The sequence below is a fragment of the Salinimicrobium sediminilitoris genome, from assembly GCF_020866905.1.
GTDB classification, from domain to species: Bacteria; Bacteroidota; Bacteroidia; order Flavobacteriales; family Flavobacteriaceae; genus Salinimicrobium; species Salinimicrobium sediminilitoris.
Genome location: NZ_JAIVCC010000013.1, coordinates 226244 through 241825 on the forward strand (window position 1 = coordinate 226244; position 15582 = coordinate 241825).

General features: G+C 43.0%; 13 protein-coding genes. 6 read left to right on the top strand and 7 right to left on the bottom strand.

Annotated features, from left to right (window positions below; translation table 11 throughout):
* Positions 1-86 precede the first annotated feature (86 nt).
* From LA313_RS12310 to LA313_RS12325, 4 genes are all read left to right on the top strand, one after another.
* A complete protein-coding gene (locus LA313_RS12310; RefSeq protein WP_228915409.1) occupies positions 87-917 on the top strand; it encodes a universal stress protein in 831 nt (276 codons plus the stop codon).
* 195 nt (positions 918-1112) lie between these two features.
* On the top strand, positions 1113-2297 hold the full coding sequence (locus LA313_RS12315; RefSeq protein WP_228915411.1) for a hypothetical protein: 1185 nt from the start codon (positions 1113-1115) through the stop codon (positions 2295-2297).
* A 151-nt stretch (positions 2298-2448) separates the two neighbouring features.
* Positions 2449-4437, top strand: coding sequence for a S9 family peptidase (locus LA313_RS12320; protein ID WP_228915413.1), 1989 nt, complete (start codon positions 2449-2451; stop codon positions 4435-4437).
* A 179-nt stretch (positions 4438-4616) separates the two neighbouring features.
* Positions 4617-5357: a ThuA domain-containing protein gene (locus LA313_RS12325; protein WP_228915415.1), complete on the top strand. Its 741-nt coding sequence runs from the start codon at positions 4617-4619 to the stop codon at positions 5355-5357.
* A gap of 123 nt (positions 5358-5480) precedes the next feature.
* Here LA313_RS12325 and katG read toward each other — a convergent pair whose 3' ends face one another.
* Positions 5481-7742, bottom strand: a complete 2262-nt coding sequence (gene katG, locus LA313_RS12330) for a catalase/peroxidase HPI (RefSeq protein WP_228915417.1) — start codon at positions 7740-7742, stop codon at positions 5481-5483.
* Between the two features lie 320 nt (positions 7743-8062).
* Between katG and LA313_RS12335 the strand changes: the two genes are divergently transcribed.
* Together LA313_RS12335 and LA313_RS12340 are read left to right on the top strand one after the other, a co-directional pair.
* Entirely contained in the window at positions 8063-8710 is a 648-nt protein-coding gene (locus LA313_RS12335; protein ID WP_228915419.1) for a phosphoribosyltransferase, read from the top strand.
* Between the two features lie 5 nt (positions 8711-8715).
* On the top strand, positions 8716-9477 hold the full coding sequence (locus LA313_RS12340) for an SDR family NAD(P)-dependent oxidoreductase (protein WP_228915421.1): 762 nt from the start codon (positions 8716-8718) through the stop codon (positions 9475-9477).
* Between the two features lie 93 nt (positions 9478-9570).
* Here LA313_RS12340 and ppsA read toward each other — a convergent pair whose 3' ends face one another.
* The 6 genes from ppsA to LA313_RS12370 form a co-directional block, all read right to left on the bottom strand.
* Entirely contained in the window at positions 9571-11958 is a 2388-nt protein-coding gene (ppsA, locus tag LA313_RS12345; protein ID WP_228915423.1) for a phosphoenolpyruvate synthase, read from the bottom strand.
* Between the two features lie 20 nt (positions 11959-11978).
* Positions 11979-12365: a hypothetical protein gene (locus LA313_RS12350; RefSeq protein WP_228915425.1), complete on the bottom strand. Its 387-nt coding sequence runs from the start codon at positions 12363-12365 to the stop codon at positions 11979-11981.
* A gap of 407 nt (positions 12366-12772) precedes the next feature.
* Positions 12773-13375 (bottom strand): hypothetical protein, encoded by a 603-nt coding sequence (locus tag LA313_RS12355; RefSeq protein ID WP_228915427.1) that lies wholly within the window; start codon positions 13373-13375, stop codon positions 12773-12775.
* Positions 13376-13655: 280 nt separating this feature from the next.
* A complete protein-coding gene (locus LA313_RS12360; RefSeq protein WP_228915428.1) occupies positions 13656-14417 on the bottom strand; it encodes a hypothetical protein in 762 nt (253 codons plus the stop codon).
* Positions 14418-14523: 106 nt separating this feature from the next.
* Positions 14524-15015, bottom strand: coding sequence for a YqiA/YcfP family alpha/beta fold hydrolase (locus LA313_RS12365; RefSeq protein ID WP_228915429.1), 492 nt, complete (start codon positions 15013-15015; stop codon positions 14524-14526).
* A 174-nt stretch (positions 15016-15189) separates the two neighbouring features.
* A complete protein-coding gene (locus LA313_RS12370) occupies positions 15190-15576 on the bottom strand; it encodes a hypothetical protein (protein ID WP_228915430.1) in 387 nt (128 codons plus the stop codon).
* Positions 15577-15582: the final 6 nt, after the last annotated feature.

Below are 15582 nucleotides of genomic sequence, written 5' to 3' on the forward strand. Positions count from 1 at the left end.
ATCTTATTATCAATAAACTACCAAGAATGACAAAAGTCATTTCCGCATAGCCAATAATTACATATTTTTAAGTAAAACTTCTGGCTATGAAAAATGTTCTTGTACTCACAGATTTTTCTGAAACCGCAAATCTTGCTTCAGATATTGGTTTAGCGATCGCCGGAAAACTTAAAACCGGGATAACTTTTTTGCACCTGGTTTCAACCCCGGTCGAATGGAGAAAGCTTCCTCTCGAGAAGGAGAATCTTTATCCCGAAACCAAAGCCGCCATTGGGGACGCTAAAGATAAACTGTTCAGCCTGGAAAGAAAGGCTCACGATATGGAGGTTGAAGCCCATACTTCTTTAGTCTATGATGCAGGGATGGAAGAAATCTATGGGTATATCAACGAGAAAAATTATTGCCTGGTGTTGATTGGCACCCACGGCGAGAAAGGCAGGAATAAAACAGCCGGCACGAATACCCTGAGGGTGCTCCACAAATCCCCGGTTCCTGTTATTGCCGTGAAATTGGGTGCTAACCCCAATGTGCCTCAAAAATGGGTAATCGTTTCCGACTTTTTGGAGAAGTCCCGTGAAAGCTTCAACAGGATCATGGATTTGGCAAAAAAACTTGGGGCCGCTGTACAGATCCTTTATGTAAATACTCCATATTTCTTTGAAGAAACCACCGGGATCCATAAAAAATTAGAGCCTTTCACTGCCCCTTATTCTAAAATGCAGATTAAGCCGGTTATTATAAACGCCTATAATGAAGAGCGGGGAATAGATGCTTATGTGAACTCTTACGAGTGTGACCTGGTTAGCGTCATCACCCATGGCCGCAGTGGCCTGAACCCTGTTTTTAGAAGGAACATTACCGAAAAGATCCTAAATCACCTCGACCTGCCTCTTATGAATATAAATGCCGATCTTTAAAGTAAGATGCTGTCTTCCCCTCCGGTACCCGGCGTGCCTTAACGCCCGCCAAAAAGAACTTCAAAAATACCCTTTTTGACACCTAAGTTACGGGAAGATTTCAGGATGAATGTTCTATTGCTATTAGCAGGCTTTTAACTGCTTCTCCTTTTCCTGCCCAATTTTTTTTATCTTTTCTTCCCTAAACCCATTTACATGACTTTCGTTCAAATTGTCAGCATTTTAGGTATGATTCCCCTGTTCTCAATGAGAACCTTCCTCCCCGCCTTTCTTGCAGCACTTTTTTTAAGGTATCCACAATATTTTCCGGGAATGGGGGAAATCGTTTCCCCTGCAACAGATTCTTTTATTACAAAGGATTGGGTTTTATACACTTTGGGAGGCTTAAGTTTATTAGAGATCGTGGGCGATAAAAGTACCGAGATAAGAAATTTTTTAAAAGATGCAGAAACCTACCTCAAGCCGCTCATATTTTTTATCATCAATCTTAATTTACTTGACGAAGCCTCTGTAGAAGTGCTTGGAGAAGTTCAATGGGCAGCCTTTGATCCCCTTTGGATCCTCTTGCTTTTTGGAACTCTCGTGGTGCATTGGCTGGCAGGACTAAGGCGGGATTTTATCAGCTTTTTAGAAGACGTAGATGAGGATGACAATTTTTACATTAGTAAAATAAGCAGTTGGCTGGAGGACAGCCTGGTCGTCTTCGGATTTCTGCTACTCATCTGGCTCGGCTTGATAATGGTTGCAGTTTATGCAGCGGCTATAGGCTTTTTTATTCTTCTGAAGAAAAGAACAGAACGGAAACTGGAACAGCAAAAACTCGCCTGTCCCAACTGCGGAAAAATGAACCTCCCCTTCGCTGTAAAATGCTATAACTGCAAAGCTCCGCAACCGGAGGTACACCAAATAGGTGTTTTTGGGCAGCGTAAAAAGGAATTGGTATCTAGTCTTGAAAAACACCGGCTCCACCTTGCCTCTCACCGCAAATGTCCTGACTGTGGGAACAAGTTGAAAAACACAGATTTATTTCAGCAGTGCGATCTCTGCGGTTCCACTTTATTCGATTCTCCCACCCCAAAGGAATATATTAATTACCAGGACATAAAATTCTATAAACTCGCCGGAGTATCTTTTCTCCTGGGGTTTATTCCTATAGTTGGATTTGTAGTAAGTGCCGTACTCGCCAATGTATATCTTTTCACACCTTACCGGCGATATATCCCTAAGGGTAAATCTTTCCTCACAAAGATCTTTATAAAAATTCTCACCTTTCTGTTTTTTATCTTCGGGATAGCTCTTGGTTTTATTGCCGCTCCCGTTTACATTATCTTAAGATACTTTATCTGGAAGCAACGCTTCATTAAAAGAAGTACAACCTGATGTTTTCATTCTTTCAGAAGGAATGGGAAAACAGCCTTTTTCTTAAGTGTAGTACCAGGTGGTAAGGCTGAAAAAGTAGACTTGGGCAAATGCTCATTTTCCCGTATCTTAAGGTGCGAAAATCAGGTTTAACTATAATTCAATAACAGCAATGAAAAGATCCCTAACATTTCTCATGTTTCTTATTTGCAACGCCGTGTTTGCACAGCAAAATGTGCTTACCCCTCAGGATGTTGCAAGAATAGAATATGTCATCAACACTTCCATTTCGCCCGATGGGGAAAAGATCGTTTACCAGCATCTTAAACCCATGGCGCCCCAGGAAAAAAATGCACCCGCCGATGTTCATCTTTATCTGTACGATAAGAAGAGTAATAGAACCATGCCTTTTATCACCGGCTACAGCGTTTCCAATGTAAAATTCAGGCCCCGACACAACAGCATCAGCTTTACTGCAAAGAAAGACGGGGATAAGTTCTCTTCCCTCTATGAAATAGGTTTAAATGGTGGTGAAGCTCAAAAAATTTACGAGTTCAATAATTCCATTACTCACTATGACTGGCATCCACAGGGAAGCAAATTACTGTTTGTATCTCATGAGCCAAAGGAAAGCCGCGACTCCCAGCTTCCATATCAACCGGAAGTTTATGAAGAAGGACTACGCGAATCTACGCTTTATACAATAGATCTTTCCAGTCCTTCTCCTGCGTCATTGACTGTAGATGGACATGTTACCGGCGCCTGGTGGAGTCCAGACGGGCAAAAGATGGCGGTAAGTGCAGCACCATCCTCTTTGGTTGACGACTTTTATACGGGACAAAAGATATATATCCTTGATGCTGCTTCTCAAAATGTTTCTGCCCAGGTGGATCATAAGGCCAAGCTTGGGATACTTAAATGGAGCCCGGACAGTAAGAAGATTGCTTTCATTGCCGGAGAAGACCAACATGATCCAATAGATGGAAGAATTTTTATAGTTGATGCAACGGGAGGAACACCCTCTAATCTTAATCCTACCTTTAAAGGTAAATTTGAAGACTTGGCGTGGAAAGACAATAATACCCTCACCTATTTAGCCAGTGAAGGAGTTTACAGCAGCATTGGAACTATAGGCCGTAACGGAAAAATGAACCAAATGTTCAGAGATGATAATCTGAGTATTGCAGGTTTATCAATGGCCAAGAATGGATCAATGGCCCTGGTAGGTAGTACTGCCCGGCATCCGGGAGAATTATTCACTTTAGACGCAAAAGGTGCGAACGCTAATCGCGTTACCAATTCCAATCCATGGCTGGAACAGGAAAAATTAGGAAAGCAGGAAGTGATCACCTACAAAGCTGCCGACGGAATGGAAATCGAGGGGATTCTTATTCACCCTGTTTCCGGTGAGGAAAAAACTCCTTTGATCACTGTCGTTCACGGCGGACCCGAAGCGCATTACGACAATGGTTGGCTTACCAATTACAGCATGCCCGGTCAAATGGGTGCCGGGGAAGGTTACGCTGTATTCTACCCTAATTACCGTGGAAGTACCGGTCGCGGAGCCGAGTTTGCCAAGTCCAGCCAGGGAGATCCAGGCGGAAAAGAATTTGATGATATCATTGACGGGGTAGATTACCTTATAGAAAATAAAAATGTGGACAGAGACCGCGTGGGAGTGACCGGTGGATCTTATGGGGGATATGCTACCGCATGGATGGCTACCCGCCATACCGAAAGATTTGCTGCAGGAGTAATGTCTGTGGGGATAAGTAACAACCTTTCAAAATGGGGAACAAGTGATATTCCTGAAGAAATGTTTCTTGTGCACAGCCGAAAAAGAATTTGGGATGATTACCAGTTTTTCCTGGAGCGAAGTCCTATTTTCTATGCAGATCAAGCCAAAACTCCTCTTTTGATCCTTCACGGAAAGGAAGACACTCGAGTTGATCCGGGTCAGTCATATGAACTTTACCGTCATATTAAAACCAGAACAGAAACTCCGGTGAGACTGGTTTTATATCCCGGTGAAGGCCATGGGAACAGAAAATCAACTGCACGATATGATTACAGCCTTCGAATGATGCGGTGGTTCAACACATATTTAAAAGAGGGAAACCAGGAAATACCAAAGGTAGAAGTTAGCCCAGGGACAAAATAAAAGTTATTTACCGTAGATCATTAAGTAACCCCTGCAACTAAAAGTTTCAGGGGTTATTTTTTTTGCTCACTTCCGGGGTGGTGTGAATTCAATTTGCAGATTAACCCCCAAAGAAAAAATTCATGAAGATTTGATGTTCAGATCTTTCTTAGCTTTACAAAAACATCAAGATTAAAAAAATGCCACAAATAACACCTCTTAAAAATAGCACTTTAATCATCTTTTTTGGAGCAATGGCTCTGATTCTGCTGGGATCGGGAAAATCACAGAAAGATAAAATTCTCGTGTTCACCAAAACGCAGGGTTTTGTACATCAATCCATTCCCGCTGGAAAGGCGGCGCTAATTAAATTAGGAGGAGAAGTGGGGTTTCAGGTTGATACTACCAGTGATTCTAATTTTTTTACTCCTGAAAACCTGAAGGAATATGATGCTGTGATTTTTTTAAACACTACGGGAGATGTTCTCAATATCCCTCAACAAACAGCCTTTGAAGAGTTCATTCGGGCTGGCGGAGGCTTTGTTGGAATTCATTCCGCAGCCGACACCGAATATGAATGGCCCTGGTATGGCAAATTGGTAGGTGGCTACTTCAAATCTCATCCTCATATTCAAAAAGCAGAAGTTCATGTTGTAAATCAAAGCCATCCTTCTACATCTCACCTGCCAAAAATATGGGAACGCGAGGACGAGTGGTACAACTACAAGAGTTTGAATCCCGAGATTCGGGTTCTTGCTACTCTGGACGAACAATCCTACGAAGGTGGAGAGAACGGAAATCATCATCCCATTGCCTGGTATCATGAGTACGATGGCGGCAGAGCTTTCTACACCGGTGGCGGTCACACTAATGAAGCCTATAAGGAACCCCTGTTTTTAGAACACATTATTAAAGGCATACTTTGGGCAGCGGAGAAGTAGACAAGAGTGGTAGGACAGCCACAGCGATACCGGTTCATTTCCGAATAATATTCGTTATTGTTATTCATGAAAAAAGGCGATTTGTTCCCAAATCGCCTCTTTCTAATAAACCGGTGACACAGATCAATTCTTTAAATCAAAACGATCCAGGTTCATTACTTTATCCCATGCTTTTACAAAATCTTTGACAAACTTCTCTTTAGAATCATTTTGTGCGTAGACTTCCGAAAGGGCACGAAGTTCTGAGTTGGAACCAAAAATAAGGTCAACTCTTGTGCCGGTCCATTTTACCTCATTGGATTTCCTGTCACGACCTTCAAAGACATTTTGAGCATCGGTTCGGGCCTGCCAGGTTGTGGTCATATCCAATAGATTTACAAAGAAATCATTGGTAAGATGCCCGGGTCTGTTAGTAAATACACCGTGACTTGATCCATCATAATTCGCTCCCAGAACTCTCATCCCTCCTACCAGGACAGTCATTTCAGGCGGAGTAAGGGAAAGTAACTGCGCCTTATCTACCAACATCTCCTCTGCAGAGGTTGAAATATATTCGTTCTTTTTTACATAGTTGCGGAAACCGTCTCCTCTGGGCTCCAGCGGCTCAAAGGCTTCGGCATCTGTTTGCTCCTCAAGAGCATCCGTTCTTCCGGGGGCAAAAGGAACGCCTATCTCATAGCCTGCATCTTTTGCAGCTTTTTTAACAGCCAGGTTTCCACCAAGCACAATAAGATCGGCCAGGGATACTTTTTTATTGCCTTTTTGAGCACGGTTGAATTCCTCCTGAATCTCCTCAAATTTTGTAAGCACTTGCTGAAGTTTAGGTGGATTGTTCACTTCCCAGTGTCTTTGTGGTTCCAGGCGAAGACGTGCTCCATTGGCGCCTCCACGTTTATCTGAATTTCTAAAAGTAGAAGCCGAAGCCCAGGCGGTGGTCACCAACTGGGAGACAGAAAGGCCTGAAGCAAAGATCTTTTTCTCCAGTTCGGCGATATCGTCACGGTTTATTAATTCATGATCTACTTCGGGAATTGGATCCTGCCAAATAAGTTCTTCCGAAGGCACCTCGGGTCCCAGATACCGGGAAAGCGGTCCCATATCCCGGTGGGTCAATTTATACCACGCCCTTGAAAAAGCATCTGCAAACTCCTCAGGGTTTTCATGGAAGTGTTTTGAGATCTTGAAATATTCGGGGTCTTCCCTTAATGCAATATCCGATGTTAGCATGAATGGGGCGTGCTTTTTATTGGGGTCATGAGCATCGGGGATGGTGCCCTCTCCTGCCCCGTCTTTAGGCTTCCATTGCCAGGCCCCACCTGGACCTTTATGGCATTCCCATTCATAGCCAAAGAGATTATCAAAGAAGCCGTTACTCCATTTTGTCGGGGTGTTTGTCCAGGCTCCTTCTATACCACTGGTAATAGTGCTTTCTGCATTTCCGGTACCCAATTTATTTTTCCAGCCCAATCCCATTTCAATGATATCTGCCCCTGCGGGCTCTGCGCCAACATATTCTACAGGATCTGCCGCTCCATGGGTTTTTCCGAAGGTATGTCCCCCGGCGATAAGAGCCACGGTCTCGTAATCGTTCATAGCCATACGGCCAAAGGTCTCACGAATGTCTTTGGCAGAACCCAGGGGATCTGGGTTACCATTTGGACCTTCGGGATTTACGTAGATAAGCCCCATGTGAGAGGCTGCAAGTGGCTGTTCAAGTTCATTTTCCCTTGCGTAGCGTTCTTTATTACCAACCCATTCTCCTTCAGAACCCCAGTAGATATCTTCTTCAGATTCCCAGATATCTTCACGGCCCCCGGCAAATCCAAATGGTTTTAGTCCCATGGTTTCGAGAGCAACGTTTCCTGTAAGGATCATAAGATCTGCCCAGGAGATTTTTCTTCCGTATTTTTGTTTGATTGGCCATAACAATAAGCGGGCTTTATCAAGATTGGCATTATCGGGCCAGCTGTTTAGAGGTGCAAATCTCTGGGAACCCGAACTAGCCCCTCCTCTTCCATCACTAATACGGTAGGTTCCCGCACTGTGCCATGCCATACGGATAAAGAGCCCTCCATAGTGACCATAGTCTGCCGGCCACCAGTCCTGGGAATCGGTCATGAGTTTATTAAGATCTTCTTTCACTGCAGCCAGATCGAGGCTTTTGAATTCTTCAGCATAATTAAAGTCCTCACCCATTGGGTCGGAGAGGTTTGAATGCTGTCTCAGAATACTAAGGTTCAACATATTAGGCCACCAGTCACGGTTTGTAGTTCCGCTGCCGGCAGTCTTATCTAAGGCCCCGCCTAAGAAGGGGCATCTACTGGATTCGTTAACTTCCCAGGCTTTGTGGGTCCCGGGGGAATTTCGGTGTTCATTGTCTGCCATTTTAATTAAATTTTAGTTAGTTATTCCTATAAATTTACAATAATTAAGAATTATAAGTTTTAACTCCTTATAGTAAATATTGATGCTTTGACAGTAAATTATTTATAGTATCTGGCTGAAAAAGAATTAACAGCCAGGTTTTACAAAAAAAAATCTACAGGATCTTTGCCTACTGTACGTAGCCCGCCCAACAGGAAGAAGTCTTTAAAAAGGATAACCAGAAAAATTGAAGGCAACCCCGCAAATGATAAATATCATTAATTCATAATTTTAAAAGTCTTATATTCAGATAATTAAATCACACGAAGACTTTGTAAACTATGTTCTACGATAGAAAAGAAGCGGGAGAATTACTGGCAGCTGCTCTAAAAAAGTTCCGGAATTTGGATCCGGTAATACTTGCTATTCCCAGAGGCGGAGTGCCGGTAGGTTATGAGGTGGCAAAAATATTAAAAGCTCCCCTGGATGTGGTCATTTCCAAAAAAATAGGCCATCCCATCGACCGGGAATATGCCATTGGTGCCGTAGGGATGAGAGGTCATTCTCTTAATCATACCGCCGAGGGAATTCCTGAAGATTATTTATTAAACGAAATTTTAAGGGTCAAGAAGGACGTGAAGGAGAAGGACCACATGTACCACAAGACATTTCCCGGTATTAAACTTAAAGACAGATGGATCATTCTGGTGGATGACGGGGTGGCGACCGGCAGTACTGTTTTAGTAACTGTAGATCTCCTGGCAAAGCAGTCTCCGGCAGGAATTATTGTAGCCGTCCCGGTGGCCCCTGCTAAAACTATCAGGAAAATGGAAGACCACCCTTTAATAAATGAGGTGGTTTGTCTGGAAACTCCCGAATACTTTAGAGGTGTTAGCCAATTCTATGAAAATTTTGCTCCTGTAGAAGATTCAGAAGCCATTGATCTGCTCCGGCGAGCCAGCGCAACTGAACGAACCAATAAAATATAAAAAAAATGGAAAAACTTAAGGATAAGGTTTGTGTCGTAACCGGGGCGGCCGGTGGAATTGGAAAAGCTACAGCTGAACTGTTTCTTTCGCATGGGGCAAAGGTGATGTTGGTAGATCTCACTGAAGATGACCTTCGGAACGTTACCCAAAGCATGAATAAGGAACGAACAGCCACCTTCGCAGCCGATGTTTCAAAGCTCGCAGATAACAAGGCTATTACTGAAGCTACCCTGTCGAAATTCGGCAGGATTGACATTGCTTTCTTAAATGCGGGTATAGAAGGTAAATTCTTTCCAATATCCCAATATCCCGAAGATGTCTTTGACAGAGTAATCGCAGTCAATTTAAAAGGTGTGTGGTTGGGGTGTCAACAATTAATTCCAAAAATGAGCCAGGGAGGGAGTGTCATTATCACCTCTTCTGTAGCAGGCCTCAAAGGGTTTGCTCATTTAGGTGCCTATGTTGCGAGCAAACATGCAGTGGTAGGAATTATGAAAACGGCTGCCCTGGAATTTGCAGATAAAGGAATAAGAGTTAACTCCATACATCCGGGACCTGTGAATAACCGAATGATGCATTCTATTGAAGAACAAATACACCCCGAACAACCTGCAGATTCCCGTAAAGATTTCGAGGCCAATATTCCTTTTGTACGCTATGCAGAAAATTCTGAGATAGCCGATCTTGCCCTCTTTCTTGCCAGCGATGACAGCAAATACATGACCGGTACCACCCAGGTAATTGACGGCGGAATGATCATTAAGTAAAAAATTACTCCCGGCTGCATTAAATGACGCCGGGAGTAACTTTAGTACCTGAAATCCTGTACCACTCCTGAAGTGATCTAGAAGTGGCACAGATCAAACCACGGGTTCCTCTTTTTCTTCTTCAGCGTTTTTAATATTCTTGATCCCTTTTATAAGAGCATCAGGATTGAATGAAATACTGTTTATTCCTGCCTTTACAAGGAAGGATGCGAATTCAGGAAAATCACTGGGAGCTTGTCCGCACAAGCCTATTTTTTTCCCGGTTTTATTGGCTTTTTCAATGGCAAGGGAGATCATCTTTTTGGGAGCGGGATTATTTTCATCAAAAAGGGAGCTAATTAACTGCGAATCCCTGTCTATCCCAAGAGTAAGTTGGGTAAGGTCATTGGATCCAATTGAAAATCCGTCAAATACCCTGGCAAATTCTTCCAATAGGAGCACATTACTTGGTATTTCTACCATGACATAGATCTCGCAGCCGTTCTCTCCGCGTTTCAATCCATTTTCGGCCATGAGGTTGACTACTTTTTCACCCTCTTCTACGGTTCGGCAAAATGGGATCATTAATTTGACATTTTCGAGACCCATCTCTTCCCTTACCTTTTTCAGCGCTCTGCATTCCAGCAGAAATCCCTGCCGGTACAGGTCGTGGTAATACCGGGAGGCTCCCCTAAAGCCCAGCATCGGGTTTTCTTCTTCAGGCTCAAATTGTTTACCCCCAATAAGATTTGCATACTCATTTGTTTTAAAGTCACTCATTCGCACAATCACCTCTTTAGGATAGAAAGCAGCTGCAATGGTGGCAATACCCTGGGACAATTGATCGACAAAATATTCTTCTTTTTGCGGGTAATTCCTGGTGAGGTGACTAATCTCTTTTTTAGCCTCTTCATTTTTTAATTCATCAAATTTTATTAGGGCCATCGGGTGTACCTTAACCATGTGGGTGATAATGAATTCCATTCTAAGAAGGCCTACACCGTTGTTAGGATAAAAAGAGAGCTGAAATGCCCTTTCCGGATCTGCAAGAATAAGCTTGGCCTCTGTAGTAGGCATTTTGATCTCTCCAAAGTCGATCTCCTGTGTTTCAAATTTAAGCTCTCCCTGATAAATAAATCCGGTTTGCCCTTCCACACAAGACACGGTGATTATTTCCCCATCCTTGATGTTGCCAGTAGCAGCACCCGAACCTACCACTGCAGGAACACCGAGTTCCCGTGCAACTATGGCAGCATGACTTGTACGTCCCCCACGATCTGTCACAACCCCGGCAACCTTTTTGAGCAGTGGATCCCAGTCGGGACTTGTGGTTTGGGTAACCAGGATATCCCCTTTCTGAAGTTTATCTGCCTCGCGGGGTGACTCGAGAATTCGGGCAGGTCCCACCGCGATCTTGGAACCAATAGCATTTCCTTTAGCCAGAACCTTACCTTTCTCCAGAAGCTTATATTGCAGCTGAAGTTCTTCTTTTACTGAAGTATGGACTGTTTCTGGCCTTGCCTGAATTATAAAGAGCTCATTGGTGATTCCGTCTTTAGCCCATTCAATATCCATAGGCTTTCCGTAATGCTCTTCTATTTCCAGGGCCCACTTGGCAAGGGCCAGTATTTCTTTGTCATTCAATACGAACTGGTCCTGCTTTTTAGATTCGGTATCCATATTCATTGTTGAGGCATGCCCGTTTGAACCGGAATAGACCATAGTTTTCTCCTTAGCCCCAAGTTTTTTCTGAATAATCGCCATCTTTTCTTTTACAAGAGCCGGCTTAAAAACATAGAATTCATCAGGGTTTACCGTTCCCTGCACAATGTTTTCGCCAAGTCCCCACACTCCGGCCAAATGGATCACATCTTTAAAACCACTTTCAGGATCAATAGTGAAGCCAACCCCCGAACTGCCGCGGTCTGACCGCACCATTTTTTGAACCCCAACAGAAAGGGCAACTTCCCGGTGCTCGAATCCCTGGTCTTCCCTGTATTTTATCGCCCTGTCTGTATAGAGAGAAGCAAAGCAGTTCTTTACAGATTTTAGCAATGCCTCTTCCCCGGAAATATTGAGAAAAGAATCATGTTGACCGGCGAAACTTGCCTGTGGAAGGTCTTCGGCCGTAGCACTGCTCCTCACAGCAACCTCAATATGCTTTTCTCCACTCAGATCTTTATAGGCCTGTATTATTGCCTGCTCGAGATCTTCGGAAAAATTACCACCCAAAATAAGCTGCCTTGCCTCTTCCCCTATCTTATTCAGGTTGGAATAATCTGGCCGCTTCAGGTCCTTCAGAAGCTTTTCCAGTTTTTGATCGAGCTCATTTTCCTTAAGATAACTTCTAAAGGCTTCGGCCGTAGTGGCAAAACCATCGGGAATCCTTACCCCATGTGAGGCCAGATCGGTAAACATTTCCCCCAGGGAAGCATTTTTTCCACCCACCAGAGGAACATCCTTCATTCCAATTTCTCTAAACTTCCGTATATACTTATCCATGACAGGTAATTTTTTTTCAGTTAATATTGAACGATTTGGTATCCCATATTCAGCAGAAATATACCCAGCAGAAACAGGAGAAAATAAATGGTCTGAACCAGTTTTACATTCAGCACTTGCAGTTTTTGGGTAGTGGGAGCCGGAAAAACAAACAGCCCCAGTCCCAAAAAAAGTGAGGCCCATCCCAGCAGCGTGATAATAAACCGCCAGTCGGGCTGCCAGATGTTGTGGAACAGAATATTTAATAATCCCACAACTATAGCAATGAAGGCTGCAAGGATCTGAAATTTTTGATCTTTAAGATCATCAAATATTTGTTTGATCCTCACCGGGTTGAAGCTCAGGATAAAAAAGAATATCAACAGGTACCAACCCCAGAATTTCGCCAGGAATAGTGAAATTTCCATTTTCTAAATATTTAGATTATCTGAATTTACCAACTGTAACCGTCTTATTCAATGACATTTATCATTGAGCTCAAGTTTGTAGAAAATTAATTCATAAGACTGTAGGAGATATAACCGCCAAAGTTTCATGGCAGTCAATTTTGCCAGACCCGACATGAAGACTTTTTTGAAGAATTATTATTGGACCGCCGGAAAGGGATATTTCAGCTGTGAATTGTGACCTCATCGAAGATAAAGCCAATGTGATAGATAGGCTTGAATGAAGTAAAAAACCGGCACCTTTCAGTTTGCATTTATTTGAAACCGAAGAGGAATATAACTGAACAAAAATAAAATCTGGTTCCAGGAAAACCGCCAGAGGTCCAGTGCTTCAACATAAAAGCCTCTTCGCTATCCCCTTTCTCTTCTTAATCATGCTTCATTTGCAGCTTTGGATCAATTACAAAAGTCCTGGGAGTTTCCTCATTAATCCTTATCATGATATTATAATATTCCAGCCCGTTTACCTTTTTATTTTTGATCTTTCCCATGACAATTCCGTCTTTATTAGGATCGCGGAAAACCCCGTCCAGAATTTCTGCACCGCCCTCTGGTTTTCTAAAGATCCCCAGCACATCTACCGTAGTTTCTAATTGAGGATCTAAAGCTTCTGCACTCCAGAATATTTTCATGTTCTTTTCAACCAAAGCAACATGATCTGAGGGTAAAACGCCTTCTGAGGAACCCGATCTGTCATCAGATATTTTTACAAATTCTTCTACTGTCTCTTCCGTAATATTTTCGGTATCCACTGTGAGCAGGACATTAGTATCCTTTGTAGCCTCCACTGGAAGAATTTCAGAATTCATTGCCAAAATATCTTCGGAAGAATTCTGCAACAGGCTCATTTCCCCTGAAGCTACCTGCTCAGGATCACCCTGAGTTTTGCTTTCATTACAGGAGAAAGTTCCAAAGCTGAGACATAAAACTAAGAAGACGGGTAAAATCTGGATGGTCGGTTTCTTTCTCATAACTTTCTATATAATCAGTTAAGTTATGATTTTCAAGGATTTAAAAATTAAAACAGATGATTTTTTAACATTTTTGAAGAGAAAATTTTAATCCGCTGAAACTCCCGATGACTATTTCCCTGCACCACAAAATAAATTTTGAGTGCCATTTCAAAGACGTGCATGGAACCTGTAGTGAGGTCGGGAATGGCCAATGGATGGGGTTTTAAAACAACCGCCACCCCCTGCCCCCATTCTTAGGCCGGGGATATTTTAGCTTCCTGTTGATCTACCGTCAAAACTAATTCACAATAAAATTTGTTCTGTCCAGACCGGTATTTCCACTAACAGGATCAAAAGCGTAGATAAGCAGTTCATAAAGTCCCTTTTCGAGTGTAGTTTCTGCAGTAAATGTGCTGGGCTTATCTCCTGCCTTGAGTTCCAGTTCACTCACCTTTGTTCCTTCGCGGCTTAGGATAGCCTTAACTTCATATTTTTCGGCATCCCATATTCCGCCGGGCGTGACCGGGCAACCGCACATCATTACAACATTTGCTTTTATTATTATGGTACTCTCTTCACTAATTCGCTCATGAGTTTGAGGGGAAAGTATATCCACAACAAATCCCGGCACCTCCAGGATCAATCCGTCGCCGGTAATATCTTTCCCGGGTATCAACCACAGCTGGGTGCTGCTCATTACCCTTGCCTGCTTCTTATTGTATGGGGCATGTGCTTCCACGGTCACAAACACCGGTTCTTCAAGATCCAGTGTGGCCAGGAATCCTGCCGTATTTTCATCGGTAAGTCTTTGGTTACGGCTATGGGCCTGCTTCATGATAAGCTCTGTGTCTCCAGTACTTCCACTCGTTTTTCCGCTGGCCAGCACTTCTCCTGTTTCAGCATTTTTGATGAGGACCATGGCTCCCCCAATAGAACTGCCAATAAATTTGGCGTCTTTCGACTTAACCCTTACCATCACTTCCGTTTCCTGTGCCTCTAGTGCGGGTGTCATTGTGATCATTCCCAGCACGACAACAATACTTATATACCAGTTTTTCATCTTTCTTTTTTTTGATTTTACTAATTTACGTCTCTCGCGGGAAACCAAAAAGTCCCGGAGAGATTTTCAGAAGGAAGACTTTTTTATACCGGGAGCAAATTCAATTTTAGTAGCCCAATTTCCTGAAGAAAGACTCCACTTCCTCTTCAAAAAACTCCACGGGAATATTATGATCCAACCAGGGAACAAGGTGTAAGTGGATATCTGTTACAGGATTAAAATCTTCTGACAAAAAAGTGAGGGTGTCTGCAGGGGAAACAACATCATCCTTTTGGCCAATAACGATCTGCTTCAAATTATTGTAATTCTCTTGCGACGGAACATTTTGAGGGACAGACCGCTTCATCAATGCAGGATTGAACAAGAGCGCCGGGCGAGAAAGGGCATTTGAAACGTAGTATCCTGCGAAACCGCCCATGCTGCTGCCTATTACTGCATCGATCTCCACATCTGTATGGAGATCAATGATGGTCTGTATCGCATCGGGATTATCATAATAATTAAGATCGGGCGCATAGACTTTTCCATACTTCTCTAAAATGGCTTTTTTCTCGGGGCTTAGTTTACTGTCCAGGCCGTGTAGATATAAAATATTCAAAATTCCGGGTTTTTAGGTTTAATAGTAATTCTCAATATACAATATTCAGTATAAAATTTTCCTTTAGCTCAAGCCTTCTTCTAGTGGAAATCTTTTTTACCTTTCTATTATGGTCCAAAATACTTTTCCCGGTATTGAGATAATTTCCGCTCCGGCCTCCCGTTCTGTACACCCCTACAATCCACAGGAACCATTGACCGAAACGGAATTATCATGACTTTTACTTAAAAATATCCTGCTGTACCAAATGTAGCGTTCATGCAGGGAAAGTTTATAGACCGTTATATTCTCTATTCCCTGTTGAGCCAGGGCAGCCTTAAGCCGTATCTCCTCCTGGGTTTTGAGCACGGGAATAATAATTTCTTCGGAAAGATCCCCTTTCAAAAATGCCATTTTTGACACCTCTTCTTCCGCGGAAAAATAGAGCCGGGCCGGCCCTTCTTCAGAAATTACTCTTAATCCTGAAATTCCTCCCATGTCAAGATATGTTACCGAAGCTCCCCGCTCCAGGAAACATTCTGCCAAAAAATCCAGCAGTTGGTATTTATTTGCATCTCCCATAACCTC

What these genes read in the sequence shown, in the direction of transcription:
- LA313_RS12310 (WP_228915409.1), top strand. Translation starts at nt 87, where the DNA reads ATGAAAAATGTTCTTGTACTCACAGATTTTTCTGAAACCGCAAATCTT.
- LA313_RS12315 (WP_228915411.1), top strand. Translation starts at nt 1,113, where the DNA reads ATGACTTTCGTTCAAATTGTCAGCATTTTAGGTATGATTCCCCTGTTC.
- LA313_RS12320 (WP_228915413.1), top strand. Translation starts at nt 2,449, where the DNA reads ATGAAAAGATCCCTAACATTTCTCATGTTTCTTATTTGCAACGCCGTG.
- LA313_RS12325 (WP_228915415.1), top strand. Translation starts at nt 4,617, where the DNA reads ATGCCACAAATAACACCTCTTAAAAATAGCACTTTAATCATCTTTTTT.
- katG (WP_228915417.1), bottom strand. Translation starts at nt 7,742, where the DNA reads ATGGCAGACAATGAACACCGAAATTCCCCCGGGACCCACAAAGCCTGG.
- LA313_RS12335 (WP_228915419.1), top strand. Translation starts at nt 8,063, where the DNA reads ATGTTCTACGATAGAAAAGAAGCGGGAGAATTACTGGCAGCTGCTCTA.
- LA313_RS12340 (WP_228915421.1), top strand. Translation starts at nt 8,716, where the DNA reads ATGGAAAAACTTAAGGATAAGGTTTGTGTCGTAACCGGGGCGGCCGGT.
- ppsA (WP_228915423.1), bottom strand. Translation starts at nt 11,958, where the DNA reads ATGGATAAGTATATACGGAAGTTTAGAGAAATTGGAATGAAGGATGTT.
- LA313_RS12350 (WP_228915425.1), bottom strand. Translation starts at nt 12,365, where the DNA reads ATGGAAATTTCACTATTCCTGGCGAAATTCTGGGGTTGGTACCTGTTG.
- LA313_RS12355 (WP_228915427.1), bottom strand. Translation starts at nt 13,375, where the DNA reads ATGAGAAAGAAACCGACCATCCAGATTTTACCCGTCTTCTTAGTTTTA.
- LA313_RS12360 (WP_228915428.1), bottom strand. Translation starts at nt 14,417, where the DNA reads ATGAAAAACTGGTATATAAGTATTGTTGTCGTGCTGGGAATGATCACA.
- LA313_RS12370 (WP_228915430.1), bottom strand. Translation starts at nt 15,576, where the DNA reads ATGGGAGATGCAAATAAATACCAACTGCTGGATTTTTTGGCAGAATGT.